Raw genomic sequence first — 14,713 nt, forward strand, 5'->3', positions numbered from 1 at the left:
ATCAATACATGTATTATTATAATCAAATACGAATTCAGGCAAAATTAAACTACCAGTCTCCAATAGAGTTTGGAGAACAAGTAGCTTAGGTGTTTTTTCTAAGTCTCATTTAGATGGGTCAGTTCAACAGACCTTAGCTTTTCTTATTATAGGATCTATTTATTAACAGTTTCCAATTGCAGCTTACAGATCATTGCCTTAATTTGAAAATAATCAATATCATCTGGAAGTGCATCTTTTAATGGTTTTAGCATTTCCGTGCCAAGCTCAAATACTTTTTCTATGATCATTGTCTCCTGCTCATTTGTAACGATTTGTGACCAATCTATTGGATTGCCTTCGCTAACAGCTCGAATTAGATGATTTTGAACGGTAATTTCAGACAGTCCTCTTTCCTCACTTATTTCTTTAATCGTCCGACCGTCACAATATAATTGATAACTTGTGAAATGACTCGCTGAAGTATCACTTTCAACAGGATGGGTGTCAATGATATTTTCATGTTTTATTGGAGTTTTTCTCTCAATTTCCATGTACTTACAAATAGCTGTGATAAAGTCGTCGCCATAACGATCTAGTTTCGTCTTCGCAACACCCTTTACTTCTAAAAATTCTTCTTCTGTTGTCGGACATTTGCTGCTCATGTCTTTCAAACTACTATCTGAAAAAATAATATAAGGTGGCACCCCAAGCTTTGATGCTAATTCTCGTCTTACCAGCTTCAATATTTCAAATAATTCATCATTTGCTTCAATAGATTCGATTGTCACTAGCTCTTTTTTATATACCTGTTGTTTTTCTACTATTACCGTTCTTGCTTTATTACTTAACACTAAAACAGGGTATTGTGAATTTGTTAGGGCTAGATATCCTTCTGCAATAAGAAAATCGATAAAATCCACAATTTGTTTTTCTGTTTTATGTTTCATCAAACCATAAGTTGATAGCTTCTCAAAACCGAATTGGGTAATGCGTTTGTTTTTTGAGCCCTTTAATACTTGTGCAACCAACGTCTTTCCGAATCGTTCGTCCATCCGTTTCACACAGGAAAAGACCATTAATGCCTCATTCGTCACATCTATTTTAGACCTAGTGTCCCTGCAATTCATACATTTACCACAATCAGAGGATGGAGTAGATTCACCGAAATACTCAACAATGTAAGTTTGAATACATTTTTCAGTATGACAAAGATCCACCATTTGTTGTAGCTTTTGGTATTCGTGTACCTTTTTTTCATCACTCAATGTTGTCTGCTCAATTAAAAACTTTTGCAACTGAATATCTTGTCCAGCAAACAAAATGGTACACTCGCTCTTTTCACCATCCCGACCTGCACGACCAGCCTCCTGGTAATAAGCTTCTATGTTTTTCGGTAAGTTATGATGGATCACGTATCGAACATTTGACTTATTGATTCCCATTCCAAAGGCATTTGTCGCGACCATCACATTTAGCTGATCAAATAAAAATTGATCTTGTTGATCTGCTCGTTCTTGTTCAGCTAATCCTGCATGGTATTTGCCTACTTTTACGCCACTCTTCTTTAAAAATTGTGATAAGTCATCCACTTCTTTTCTCGTAGCAGCATAGATAATACCCGCTTGATCTCGATTCGCTTTAATGTACTTCGTAATATAATCCCGCTTATTTTCACCTTTAATCACATTAAAAGTTAAATTATCGCGTGCAAAACCCGTTACATACGTATTTGAAGAAGATATATCCAATAACTGACAAATATCTGTCGTAACTTCCTTTGTTGCAGTAGCTGTCAAAGCTATGACGACTGGCTTTTCAACAAAATCACTTATCATCTTTTTTATACTTCGATAGCTGGGACGGAAATCATGACCCCATTGTGAGATACAGTGAGCTTCATCAACTGCGATTATTGAGACATTCATTGATAAAAGTAATGTACGAAACGATTGGGTTTCAATCCGCTCTGGGGCAATATAAAGAATTTTATAGACTCCGTCCTTCACTTCTGAAACTCGTTCATTCAATTCACTAACAGATAAACTACTATTAATATAAGTTGATGGAATACCAACACTAGTAAGTGCATCAACTTGATCCTTCATTAATGAGATTAAAGGAGAAATAACAATCGTAATGCCATCCATAAGTAAAGCTGGTATTTGATAGCAGATCGATTTACCTCCACCAGTCGGCATGATAGCTAAAGTATCATGTCCTTTCAACACACTTTCTATAATTTCTTCTTGACCCTTTCTAAAAGAAGAGTACCCGAAATAATCGTTTAATTGTTTTTCAGCTTGCTGTAACATGTAATCACCCTAGCTTTTTGTTGGTTCTTGTAAACTTACAATTTTCATTTCTAATTCTAGTATAACATGTTTAGATTGAAACATTTCTCAATCGATCAAATTTGAATTTTATCAATTTTGGATAAATTGAATTTAAATACATATTGATCGGTCAAAAAAAACTAACTCATTGATAATCTCTGAAGAGAATCAAATGAGTTAGCTTTACTAATCTTACTTATGAATCCAAACTGCTCCTGCGGTATTATCTTTGGCTTCACCAATTACTTCAAATTCCAATCCATATTGTGGAACAATTCGACCAGCGTCTGGAAGATCAGAGTCGATATAGGAGTTAGAATCATCAAATTTACGTGTTCCAGTTAAACTTAAAAATTCATATAATCCACGTGTTGGGGAATCTACAAGAAATTCAGGTGTTTTATCTAGTGAAAATGCAGCGTCAGCCACTTGGTAACGTGTACTCTGAGATACGGTTGCTTGTCCATTAAATGTACCGAAAACAGCCTCTGGATGTGAGTCAACAACTCCTAAGAAGCCTTCTCCTGGATGTATGCCCACCCAGTTATCTGTAAAGCTTTCATCACCATACCAAACAACTAATCCAGTATTATAGACAGCCCCACGTGAAAAGGCTAAGGCTTTATCTGAGCCAAAGTAGTTTCTCCACTCCAGGTAGTAGTAGTTTTTAGCTTTAGTGTAGCCATTTGATGTTACGAAACCATCTAATGTTACTTTAGCCTCTCCCTCTGCATTATCTGAGAAGATTACAGTTTCATCAGCCGTTACTGAAAGTTCATCAATTGCAAAACCTGCTGGAGCTAAACCACCGTCTGTGACATATTCAAAGACTAGCTTTACCTTTTTACCAGCAAACTGACTTAAATCATATGATAAATTTGCCCACTTACCTAGAGTTGACTCATAGCCATCTTTTGTATTTTCATCACCTATTACGTCTAGTTGTATTGGTTCTGCACCTTCGACTACAGCATTGATATGAACATAATCATAATCAAACTCAACTTCATAGAAAGCTTTTGCATTAAATGTTGCATTTTTTACATTAGTTAAGTCAAATTCAGGTGTTTCTAATGTTGTGTGTAGATCATCACCTTTTGTACTGTAATAATACTTATTTCCAAATTCAGGTAGTATTCCTTGAACATCCTTCTCTGGCAAATTCACTTTTACAATACCAGGATTTTTCGATTTTGTAACACTTTGATCGATAACTGCAGCAAATCCTTTTTTATCAATATCATCATAATCAACCTCTACAATATTTGCCCAGTTTCCACCCATTGTTGTTTGGAAAAACTCTTTATTTTGAGGTGAAAAGCTTGTAGGTGCTGTACCTGCAATATTTCCATTCCAGCTACCTCCACTCATGATGGACCAGGAAGCAACAGGCTCACCATGACCAGAGTATTGTGTATCATATTCATCAGGTAATCCTAAATCATGTCCAAATTCATGGGCAAATACCCCTACAGCACCGTCTTCAGGCTGAATCGTGTAATCGAATGCACCCATTTTGCCACCCCAATAGTCTACCTTAGCAGTTGTGTCTTCTATAGGATAAACGCCATCCAGGGTCCAGCGGTGTGACCATACGGCATCATTACCTAATTTACCACCACCTGCCTCCTGACCTGTACCTGCATGGATAATCATTAAATGATCAACTAATCCGTCTGGTTCATTTTGATTTCCATCACCATCAAGATCATATAAATCAAATTGATCATATTCAGCTAATTCGATGCCAGAAGCGACAGCTGCATTTAAAGCATCCTTTACCAGATCACGAGGTCCTTGTGGATCTAGGTTGTCGTGACCACCTGCAGGATTATCGTCACCATATTCTCGCGCGTTACCCGAGACTGTTAGCCAGTCTGTAACAGTTCCATCAACCGTATAGCTTCCTCCTGATTGCTCTTCATAAAATTGTTTAAATGTTTTAACCTTTTCACCATTAAATAGGGTAAATTCTTTATCACCAAACATTAACTTTTGATAATGCTCACGATTAAAATCATCTGCATACATATATCCGTCTTCTTGATCAACGTTATTATGTTTAAAATCTTCAAATTCTGTTAGTAACACTAGTACTTTATCAGTGCGAACACTACCATTATATTTTGCTTGTTTAGCAGAATCTACTTTTACATAGCTATTCGGTTTTCCCTTTTTATAATTTTTGTGACCTTTATTTAATTGTTTTGTTAATTTTTCCTTTTGTTTCTGTAAAAAGTCCTTCGATTTTTTATCAATCAGTTTTTTAGTTGAATGATCATGAGAATCAACTTTCTCCTTATCACCCTGCTTTTTCTCAATATAATCTTTTACAGCCTTTTTCACTTGTGCAGCTGTCGCTTTTTTTGAAATAATCCCTTGCTCCTTCAAAGCTTCACCAAGCCGTTCTTCAGGTACAATGTTCCAATCAATTGGAGCAGATTCTGGAATTTCTGAAGCAGCTTGTACACTCGAAGACAACGGTAAATATGTACCGAAAAGTAATCCTACAGCCACAATTGAACTAGCAGTCAATTTAAACGCCTTGTCCCATCGTCTGTTTTTTCGTGCAATACCCCTTTTTAATTTCCTCAATAATAGTCCCCCTTGTTTAAGCATGCTCACATATTACTTTACTAGTAAAAATATTAGTAACTACAAATCTATTATAAAATTTATACGAATATAATAAATAGTCCAAAAATTCCATTTTCTGAAAATTAAATTACATTCATTCGCCCTATTTTTCTAACTTGAAATAGGTAAATGTAAGTGGTTACAAAATATGACAAAAACTCAATTACATCGATACTTTTTGTCATATTTCCTCTTCTCTCTTATCAAATTCTCTACTAATAATCCACTTATAAAATTTTAAGTATTCATTTACTAAATTACTTTAAAACATTTTTGCTTTAAAGCTTTTATTAAACAAAGAATACTTTCCCAGAAAACAAATATTACACAATCCACGTATGATCTGCTGTGAAATCCTGTATGTTTTATGACAACAATATGACAAAATGATGACGGACTCTTATCAAGTTGATGTCAGCCCCCAAAAAACAACAAACTTCTACAAACCTTATAAGAAAGTTAGTAGAAAAGAGGTTTGATTAATAATGTTAGCTAATAATGAAATCGGAATAGATTTGGGCACTGCAAATATATTGGTTTATAGTAAAAATAAAGGAATTATTATTAATGAACCATCCGTTGTTGCTATTGATACAACAACAAAAAAAGTGTTAGCTGTCGGAGCTGAAGCAAAAAGTATGATAGGAAAAACACCTGGAAAAATTGTCGCGGTAAGACCACTTAAAGATGGAGTCATTGCTGATTATGATATTACGACAGATATGTTACGACATATTATGAAAATTGCTTCACGTAAGCTTGGTATGTCAATGAGAAAACCTACAGTTGTCGTTTGTACACCATCAGGAGCTACATCTGTCGAAAGAAGAGCGATTCAAGATGCAATTAAGAGCTCTGGTGCAAAACAAGTCCATTTAATTGAAGAACCTGTAGCGGCTGCAATTGGTGCTGACCTACCTGTAGATGAACCGATTGCAAATGTAGTTGTTGATATTGGTGGTGGAACAACTGAAGTTGCGATTATTTCATTTGGTGGTGTTGTTTCTGTTCATTCTATTCGTATTGCCGGTGACCAATTAGACGAAGATATCATTCAATATATCCGTAAAAATTACAATCTATTAATTGGTGAACGAACAGCTGAACAAATGAAAATGGAAATTGGCTATGCATTAGTAAAACATGAGAAGGAATCAATGGACATCCGTGGCAGGGATTTAGTGACTGGACTACCGAAAACAATTACCGTCTCCTCTTTTGAAATGCAGGATGCTATTAAAGAATCACTATTACACATTTTAGAGGCAATCCGTGCCACACTGGAAGATTGCCCACCTGAGCTTAGTGGAGACATTGTTGATCGAGGAGTCATATTAACAGGTGGTGGAGCTTTAATGAAAGGTATGCAGGATTGGCTCAGTGAAGAAATCGTTGTTCCTGTTCACATTGCTCCAAACCCATTGGAATCAGTTGCAATCGGTACAGGTAAATCCTTAACTGTTATTAGTAAGCTTCTAAAAACTGCTAAGTAGAGTAAAGTCATACACTTTTAAGAAAAGAAGATAATAGGTTTTTTAGATATCAACTAATGAAATTTAGTTGGAAAAAGATCAACTTACTAGAAATTCAAAAGCTCATGAAGAATTAGTCTTATTCTCCATGAGCTTTTTTATTGCTTAAAACTCCGCCTCTTGCCTGGCAGAACAAATTCACATAAAAGAAGTTAAATTCAAGTAGTTTTTTTCATCAAAAAATCGATTTTACATAAAATTTACATAAAAAACAGCATCTTTTGCAATATTTTTGAATAAATTATGTTTGGCTTACTAGTTATGGAGTGGTGGATTTTCTGTAGCTTTTTAAAATATTTTTTGGAGATTAATATGGCAACGAAACTTTTTCAGCTGCCATTTCGTCTTTTATATGAAAACATTGGGAGGTTAATTTGTGAAAGATCTTAGTAGACGTATTATCATTAGTTTAACTTTAGCTGTCATCATTATGGGAGGTATGAGTGTATCCCTTGCGAATATGCCAGCGAGCCCTGCAAGCAATGATGAAATTGTCCAAGTCCAAGGAGAGTAACTAGAAAGGAGGGTAATTACATTGGATCAGAGTAATAAACAACCTACTTTATTGAATTTTATCCCGTTTAGTTTCCCTACAGTTGCAGTTTTATTGTTAATAAGTGGTGGGCTTGGCCCCTATACGATTCCAGTTTTTATAGGTGTTCTTTTACTAGGGTTTGCCTATTCATTTATCGTCATGTTTGCAAAGAAAGGAATAATCGGAGCGATCATCAATATATATGTGATCGGTATCTTGATGTTTGGGAGCGGTGTTATGTACTTGATGTCTATAGCCTCAGGTGTATAGAGTGTTATTAAAGTTTGGATTACATATGTAAGCATACAAGAATCTCATACAAGTTTAGATTCTTGTATGCTATTTGTTTATTTTAGGCTCTTTTCTAAAAGATTGTTGCTTTTTATAACAAAAACTAATTAAGGTTGATTGGAACGGATTGCGAGACTCCTGCGGGAGCAGCGGGACAGGTGAGACTCATGCAGGCGTTTACGCCGAGGAGGCTCACCGCCCGCCCCGCAGAAAGCGAGCATCTCTCGCTGCAATCAACAACACCGCATTACTTGGTAAATAGCAACAAAGTTTGCGAAAACAGCCTTATTTTAAAAGTGTATTTCAATTAAGCTTAGCATGTTACTCAAACAAATTTTTAGTCTCGAAATGCTCGGTCTGCTAAAATTTTCAACGTAATATCATCTGAAGGTGGGTTGTGTAATCCAGCGCGCACATCACGATAATGTCTTTGAAGTGCATTTGATCTAAACAGACTTTGTCCTCCAACGATTCTCATAGCAAGATCAACTACTTCTACAGCAGTATTGGTTACAATTGTCTTCGCTACCGCTAAGTCGTATGCTAACTGAGCTCGTTCATCTGGTGCTACATCCCACTTTTCAGCAATTGAATACATAAACGTTCTTGCTGTCGTAAGCTTTAGATCTATTTCAGCAACCTTTCTACGGACCTCAGGAACATCCTTAATTGGATGAGGCAGACTTGTCGGTTGATATGTTTTAGCGAACTCTACAGCCTCATTTCTAGCGGCAATCGCAATTCCGATATAACAGGCTGGTATATGAAGAAGCCATCCTTGTGCAGCAGGTCTTACCTTTTTCTGCTTTTTTTCGACTAATGCCTCAAGTGGTACTTCAACATTGTGTAATATCAAATCATCACTTCTAGTACCACGCATTCCTAATGTATCCCATGTTTCCTCAATGGATAAACCTATCTGTGATCGTGGAATAAGAAAATCACCGATTTCTCCTGTTTCTTCAATTGTTGCAGGTACAATGAAATAATCAAGTGCAGGTGCTAAAGAAGTAAATATCTTTTTCCCATTTATCAACCATTTATTCTCAATTTTTTCAGCTATTGTTTCTGGCTTCCCACCTCTTGCTGGACTACCAGAATTGGGTTCTGTCGCAGCACTATTCATTAACTTTTGATCAGAAATAATTTCTTTACAAATTCTTTCAAAGGTGCTTATATCCCATGTTTGAGTTTCATTTAAATGCATAATTAAGCCTAGATGCCATCCTAGTGATAAAGCTGTAGCTGCATCACCTTGAGCGATTTTTTCTTGTACTAGTAAAAACTCATATAATGTTGCACCGTCTCCACCATAAAGTTTCGGAATCGTTAGCTTTAAATATCCCTCTTCCTTTAAACGATTAAAGTGCTTAAATGGAAAAGCACCTTCTTGATCATATTGATCAGCCGTTAATGCAAATTCTTTTGCTAGCACTTCTGTTTTTGCTAGCAATTCCTTTTGAGTTGTTGTTTTAATAAATTGTTCGTCTAAATAATTCACGTGATCACCCCGTTACTCTCTATTTTAATTATTTTCTAGCAACACATAAAGTTATTTGGCTTATGAAAAGGCTTTATCTTTTCTTTCTCTAGATTGTTTTGATAAAATAATAATATAAAACTACCCTTTATTGGGGGATTTATTCTTTACATATAAGGAGGTTAAAGCTTTGTCAAATTTTCAACTAAACTTAGAGAAATATGCAGAACTAGCTGTTCGTGTCGGTGTTAATATTCAACAAAATCAAAATTTAGTTATAAACGCTTCTACTGAGGTAGCAGAATTTGTTCGTCTTGTTGTCAAAAAAGCATATGAGGCTGGAGCACGAAATGTGTATGTCGAATGGCATGATGATATGATTACAAGAACACGCTTTGAGCTTGCATCAGAGGACGCGTTAAGTGATTACCCTGAATGGAAAGCACAAGGATTAGAAACATTAGCGGAAAATGACGGTGCATTTATGTCAATCATTTCATCTGACCCTGACCTATTAAGTGGGATTGATCCAAAACGAATTGCAGCATCAACTAAAGCTGCAGGACTTGCTCTAACAAAATATCGGAACTATTTACAGGCTGATAAAGCAAGCTGGACGGTCATTGCTGCTGCTTCAAAGGAATGGGCGGCAAAAGTTTTCTCCAATGAAAGCGAAGATAAACAGGTTGAAAAGCTTTGGGAAGCAATCTTTAGAACAACTCGAGTAGATCAACCTGACCCAGTAATAGCATGGGAAGAGCATAACAACAATCTACATAAAAGAGTTGATCACTTAAATAATAAAAAATATAAAAAGCTTCATTACAAGGCAACTGGGACAGATCTAACGATTGAGCTGCATGACACCCATACATGGGTTGGTGCAGGTAGCGAAAATGAGCAAGGAAACTTCTTCATGGCAAATATGCCGACAGAAGAGGTATTCACTGTTCCATCTCGTAACGGCGTAAATGGTGTTGTCCAAAGCACAAAACCTCTTAGCTATAGTGGGAATTTAATTGACGATTTTACACTTACATTTGAAAATGGACGAATTGTAGATGTAAAAGCTAAAAAGGGTGAAGAAGTATTAAAACAATTGGTTGAAACTGATGAAGGATCCCATTATTTAGGCGAGATCGCATTAGTTGCACATGATTCACCAATTTCGCAATCTGGTATTCTTTTTTACAACACATTATTTGACGAAAATGCTTCAAATCATTTAGCAATCGGAAATGGCTATGCTTTCTGTGTTGAAGGTGGGAAAAAAATGTCTCGTGAGGAACTGGAGAAGGTTGGCGTAAACTCAAGTATTACTCATGTTGACTTTATGATTGGTTCAGCTGATATGGATATTGATGGTGTATTAGAAGATGGAACAACTGAAGCGATATTCCGAAATGGAACATGGGCATTTTAAGTAAAAATCTGTTAGCTCAACTAGTATAACGTTATGGGGTCAGACAATTTCCATTTTAGTCAGACCCCTTTTTATTGAATTGAAATGAGGGAATTAAAATGAAGCCTGTAGAGCTTTATATATTATCTGGCTTTCTTGGAGCCGGCAAAACTACATTACTCCAGAACATACTTTCTCAAGAAAAGCTACTAAAACGAAAGATCGCAGTCATTATGAATGAACTTGGCGAAGTATCAATTGATTCGAACGCCGTACCAGCAGAAACACCATTAAAGGAACTATTAAATGGATGTGTATGCTGCACAATCCAAGGACAGCTTGAAGTGCAGTTAGATAACATGCTAAAAGAATATGAGCTTGATGCGATTTATATCGAAACAACAGGGGTCGCACATCCAATTGAGGTTCTTGATGCCTGCATGTCTCCGCTTTTTGCTGAAAAACTTTCTGTACAAGCGATTGTCACGTTAATTGATGCAAATAGATGGCAAGACCGTTCAAGTTTAAGCATCCAATTACGAAAGCTCTTAGTAGAGCAGGTTCAGCATGCTGATATTGTTTTATTAAATAAAGTTGATAGTCTTTCAGAAGCTGAAAAAGCAACCCTTGTTTCAGAGATTCAGGCTTTGAACAAAAATGGGAAACTTTTAATGACTGAATTTGCAAATATTCCTTTATCACAGTTGCAGATTAACAAAAGAATAGCAAAAAAACAACATGAGCAAGCACATGTTCATGATGCATTACATATGCGTACAATTGTCCATACATTTTCAAAACGTATCGATTTAGAAAGGTTTGAACAATTTTTAAAGGACATGCCTGATACGATCTATCGGATAAAAGGCTATATCTCCTTCACACATTCACAGGATACTTTTCTTTTTCAATATTCCTATGGTATGCCGCTATATATGAAGGAACAAATGAAGATGAAAAACACACTCGTTTTTATTGGGGAAAATTTAGATCATCAAAAGTTAAGAGCAGAACTTGAGTCATTAGAAGTTCAAACAACAAATTAAATAAAAGGGGCAGGCATTTATGTACTGTCTCCGCTCTTTTTCTAATTTTTATCTATTTCGTCAACTACTAGCACTATATCCATTTCCTTATGCAAAAATATGATCAAATACGTAAAATACGTACAGGGAGAAAACTCTAATGTTTGTTTTGTTGCTTACAATGCTTGAACGCCTAGGAATCATTGTTACAGTCGCTTTCCTCATGACAAGGTTACCTTTTTTCAGGCATATGATTGAAAGAAATGAAATAAGTCGCAAACAACAATATTATGCGATTATCTTTTTCGGTGTGTTTGGTATTATTGGCACGTATTCTGGCATCACATTTGATACAAGTTCTTTGCAGTTTGATCGTTGGGCATATGCACTTAATTCTGAAGAAGCACTTGCCAATTCGCGTGTGATAGGCATAATCATTGCAGGACTTCTTGGCGGTTATAAAGTAGGTATCGGTGCAGGACTTATAGCAGGTATACACCGCTTTTCACTCGGAGGTTTTACAGGATTGTCTTGTGGTTTATCCGCTATTTTGGCAGGAATTCTATCTGGATTCTTTTATCGAAAAGAAAAACGTCTCAATCTTTCTACTGCCTTATTTGTAGGAGCTTTAGCAGAAGCAATGCAAATGCTTGTTATTTTAATTGTTTCTAAACCCTTTGATCAAGCACTTCGACTAGTTGAAGCAATCGGTATTCCAATGATTGTGGCAAATGGTGTTGGATCTGTTATCTTTTTGCTCATCATAAGAAGTGTAATATCTGAAGAAACAAAAGTTGCAGCCTTGCAAGCCCAAAAAGCTCTAAGACTTGCTGAACAAACATTAACCTATTTAAGAAATGGACTTACGACCAAAACCGCAGAAATCGTTTGTAAGATAATCTATAATGAAGTAGATGCCTCAGCTATCTCCATAACAAATCAAGAAAAAATTCTTACACATATTGGGTTGGCAGATGATCATCATAAAGCAAATCATCTGATCCAAACAGCGGTTACAAAAGACGTCCTTCAAAAGGGGCACCTTATAATTGCGAAGCATCATGATATTCACTGCAAACATCCTAACTGTCCTTTAGGTGCTGCAGTTATTGCTCCATTAAAAATTAGAGATGAAACGATAGGCACATTAAAATTTTATTTCCAATCTGAAAAGTATATCACCAATCTTGTAATTGAACTTATTCGCGGTCTTAGTTCTTTATTAAGTAATCAGCTGGAGATTTCAGAAGCAGAGCAGTCAAAGCAGCTAGCAAAGGAAGCAGAAATTAAAGCGCTACAAGCCCAAATAAGCCCACACTTCCTTTTTAATACTTTAAATATTATCGTATCATTAATACGGACAAATCCTGACTTAGCAAGAAAACTACTTCTATCTTTATCGCAATTTTTTCGTAAAAACCTGACAGGTTCAACGAAAAAATGGACAACACTTAAAGAAGAGGTTGAACATGTAAAAGCCTATTTAGCAATTGAGGAGGCACGTTTTGTTGATAAGCTTTCGATCGAATATGATATTGATGAATCTGCTTTAGATCGAATGGTTCCAACGTTAACATTACAACCAATCGTTGAAAACGCTATCAAGCATGGGATAAAAGATAAAGAGGCAAACTGTCTAATCAAACTCTCAATTAAACATGTACCAAGTGCTATTGAGGTTAAGGTAGAGGATAATGGGAAGGGAATTGAGCAAAGTCGCTTAAAGTATATTTTAAACACGATAGTCCATTCAAAAAATGGTACTGGCTTTGGAATGTATAATGTGAATCGTCGTTTACTCTTAATGCTTGGAGATGAAAGTACATTACACATTGACTCAATCCTCCATAAGGGTACATCCGTTTCCTTCAGGTTAAAAAAGGGAGAGATTAAATGAAAAAGATATCAGTGTTACTTGTAGATGATGAAAGATATAGTCGAGAAGAATTAAAGCATTTATTAATGCAGTATGAGATAATTGAGATTGTTGGTGAGGCTGATTCAGGTGAAACCGCACTAATCAAAACATTACAGCTGAAGCCAGATGTTGTGTTTCTAGACATTGAAATGCCAAAAATGAGTGGGATGGAGACAGCGATCGCGCTCAAGGAGTTAAAACACGGACCACTTATTGTTTTTGCAACTGCATTCCCAACCTTTGCTGTAGATGCGTTTCGTTATGATGCAATCGATTATATCCTTAAGCCATTTGAGGAAGATCGCTTAAAAGAAACGATTACTAAATTAGAAGAAAGATTGATCAGTACGACACCACAAGTGGAGATTACACCACCATCAAAGCTAGCTGTTGAAAGCGATGAAGGCATTATCTATATTGACCCGAACGATATTCTCTATTTGTATCGAGATGATCGAGTAACTAAAATAGTTGGAAAAACTGCAGAATTTGAAACAAAAACACCATTAAAAGATTTTGAGCTTCGATTAAAGGACCATCGCTTTTTCAGAATTCACAAAAGCTATATTGTAAACCTCCAGGATGTGTCTCGATTAATACCATGGTTTAATGGCGCTTATCAATTAGAACTTAAAGGACATAAAGAATTACTATCAGTAAGTAGAAATTATGTAAAAGCACTACGGTCAAGATTGGAAATCTAGAAAGAGGTTGTGATACCTCTTTCTAGGGTTGAATGATGAAGTCAATGCGTCGATTAAGTTGATGATTTTCAGCGTTTCCATCATTAGGAACAATCGGCATTTCTTCACCAACTCCTACAGCTGTCATAGTAAGATGGGATAAAGTCTTTACATCTGCAAATCGTTTTAATAAGAGGTTTGCGCGATCCTTAGTAAGCTGAAGATTATCTTGGTCATTTGCTTTGTCATCTGTATGAGCTTCGATAATCACTTTACTATTTTCAGGTAAAGTAGCAAACATATTCTTCAGCTCTACTAAAATATCTTCTGCTTTTTCATAGTATTCAGCTTTATCATAGTTAAATATGATATCATCCCTTAATCGAACAATGATGGCATTTTCTACTTTTATTACCTTTGCCCAATCAGGTAAATCAATGTTCAGATTAGGCATGTTGGTTGACTGTACCTCAGAATTTGGTTCCACCACTTGTCCCTCCATTACAGGTTCACCTTGCTCTAGCTTTTTCAATGTTTGATTGCCAGGTTCTAAAGCAGTTATCGTTGCTTCCCTATTTCCACATCCTGAAAGAAATATCGCAGTTGCAATAATAACGATTGAATACCTTTTCACCTAATTCAACTCCTATGTAATTCCATTTATCTTAAAGCTTTTAATGCTTTAAAATTAGGCTCTGATAAACTTGGTTGTTGATTTCCGCTGCGGGCGGTCCGCGGGAGTTTCACGCATCCGTTCCAATCAACAAAGTGCCAAAAATAAAAGTGAGGTTTAACAGAGCCTAAAATTAAGGCTGTTTTCGCAAATTTTTGTTGCTATTAACCAAGTAAAGTGGTGTGGTTGATTACAGCGAGAGATGCTCGCTTTCCGCGAGGC

At 36.1% G+C, this 14,713-nt stretch carries 11 protein-coding genes; 7 read left to right on the plus strand and 4 right to left on the minus strand.

The annotated features are described in order from the left end of the window. Positions 1-155 precede the first annotated feature (155 nt). Together recQ and I7822_RS23125 are read right to left on the minus strand one after the other, a co-directional pair. Positions 156-2,294, minus strand: a complete 2,139-nt coding sequence (gene recQ, locus I7822_RS23120; RefSeq protein ID WP_207981435.1) for a DNA helicase RecQ — start codon at positions 2,292-2,294, stop codon at positions 156-158. A 213-nt stretch (positions 2,295-2,507) separates the two neighbouring features. Continuing rightward, positions 2,508-4,850, minus strand: coding sequence for an immune inhibitor A domain-containing protein (locus I7822_RS23125; RefSeq protein ID WP_243459644.1), 2,343 nt, complete (start codon positions 4,848-4,850; stop codon positions 2,508-2,510). 587 nt (positions 4,851-5,437) lie between these two features. Here I7822_RS23125 and mreBH point away from each other — a divergent pair. The 3 genes from mreBH (at position 5,438) to I7822_RS23140 (ending at position 7,289) form a co-directional block, all read left to right on the plus strand. Beyond that, on the plus strand, positions 5,438-6,445 hold the full coding sequence (gene mreBH / locus I7822_RS23130; RefSeq protein ID WP_207981437.1) for a rod-share determining protein MreBH: 1,008 nt from the start codon (positions 5,438-5,440) through the stop codon (positions 6,443-6,445). Between the two features lie 415 nt (positions 6,446-6,860). Then, positions 6,861-6,998: a protein YkpC gene (locus I7822_RS23135; protein ID WP_185653115.1), complete on the plus strand. Its 138-nt coding sequence runs from the start codon at positions 6,861-6,863 to the stop codon at positions 6,996-6,998. Positions 6,999-7,019: 21 nt separating this feature from the next. After that, entirely contained in the window at positions 7,020-7,289 is a 270-nt protein-coding gene (locus I7822_RS23140) for a hypothetical protein (protein WP_207981438.1), read from the plus strand. 358 nt (positions 7,290-7,647) lie between these two features. Here the strand turns inward: I7822_RS23140 and I7822_RS23145 are convergent, their stop codons facing one another. Continuing rightward, positions 7,648-8,811: an acyl-CoA dehydrogenase family protein gene (locus I7822_RS23145; protein WP_207981439.1), complete on the minus strand. Its 1,164-nt coding sequence runs from the start codon at positions 8,809-8,811 to the stop codon at positions 7,648-7,650. Positions 8,812-8,980: 169 nt separating this feature from the next. Here I7822_RS23145 and I7822_RS23150 point away from each other — a divergent pair, with 169 nt between their 5' ends. From I7822_RS23150 to I7822_RS23165, 4 genes are all read left to right on the plus strand, one after another. After that, a complete protein-coding gene (locus I7822_RS23150) occupies positions 8,981-10,213 on the plus strand; it encodes an aminopeptidase (RefSeq protein ID WP_207981440.1) in 1,233 nt (410 codons plus the stop codon). 98 nt (positions 10,214-10,311) lie between these two features. After that, on the plus strand, positions 10,312-11,238 hold the full coding sequence (locus I7822_RS23155; RefSeq protein WP_207981441.1) for a CobW family GTP-binding protein: 927 nt from the start codon (positions 10,312-10,314) through the stop codon (positions 11,236-11,238). Positions 11,239-11,377: 139 nt separating this feature from the next. Further along, positions 11,378-13,114, plus strand: coding sequence for a sensor histidine kinase (locus tag I7822_RS23160; RefSeq protein ID WP_207981442.1), 1,737 nt, complete (start codon positions 11,378-11,380; stop codon positions 13,112-13,114). Next, positions 13,111-13,839 carry a LytR/AlgR family response regulator transcription factor gene (locus I7822_RS23165; protein WP_207981443.1) on the plus strand — a complete coding sequence of 243 codons (729 nt, stop codon included), beginning with the start codon at positions 13,111-13,113 and terminating at the stop codon, positions 13,837-13,839. The genes I7822_RS23160 and I7822_RS23165 overlap by 4 nt, the downstream gene beginning before the upstream one ends. A gap of 22 nt (positions 13,840-13,861) precedes the next feature. On the opposite strand, the gene I7822_RS23170 is transcribed toward I7822_RS23165, so the two are convergent. Beyond that, complete coding sequence (locus I7822_RS23170) at positions 13,862-14,452, minus strand: OmpA family protein (RefSeq protein WP_207981444.1); 591 nt, start codon at positions 14,450-14,452, stop codon at positions 13,862-13,864. Positions 14,453-14,713: the final 261 nt, after the last annotated feature.

It is taken from the genome of Metabacillus bambusae (assembly GCF_017497975.1).
GTDB classification, from domain to species: Bacteria; Bacillota; Bacilli; order Bacillales; family Bacillaceae; genus Metabacillus; species Metabacillus bambusae.

Excerpts from the sequence above, each read along its gene's own strand:
- recQ (WP_207981435.1), bottom strand. The coding sequence starts at position 2,294 with ATGTTACAGCAAGCTGAAAAACAATTAAACGATTATTTCGGGTACTCT.
- mreBH (WP_207981437.1), top strand. The coding sequence starts at position 5,438 with ATGTTAGCTAATAATGAAATCGGAATAGATTTGGGCACTGCAAATATA.
- I7822_RS23155 (WP_207981441.1), top strand. The coding sequence starts at position 10,312 with ATGAAGCCTGTAGAGCTTTATATATTATCTGGCTTTCTTGGAGCCGGC.
- I7822_RS23160 (WP_207981442.1), top strand. The coding sequence starts at position 11,378 with ATGTTTGTTTTGTTGCTTACAATGCTTGAACGCCTAGGAATCATTGTT.
- I7822_RS23165 (WP_207981443.1), top strand. The coding sequence starts at position 13,111 with ATGAAAAAGATATCAGTGTTACTTGTAGATGATGAAAGATATAGTCGA.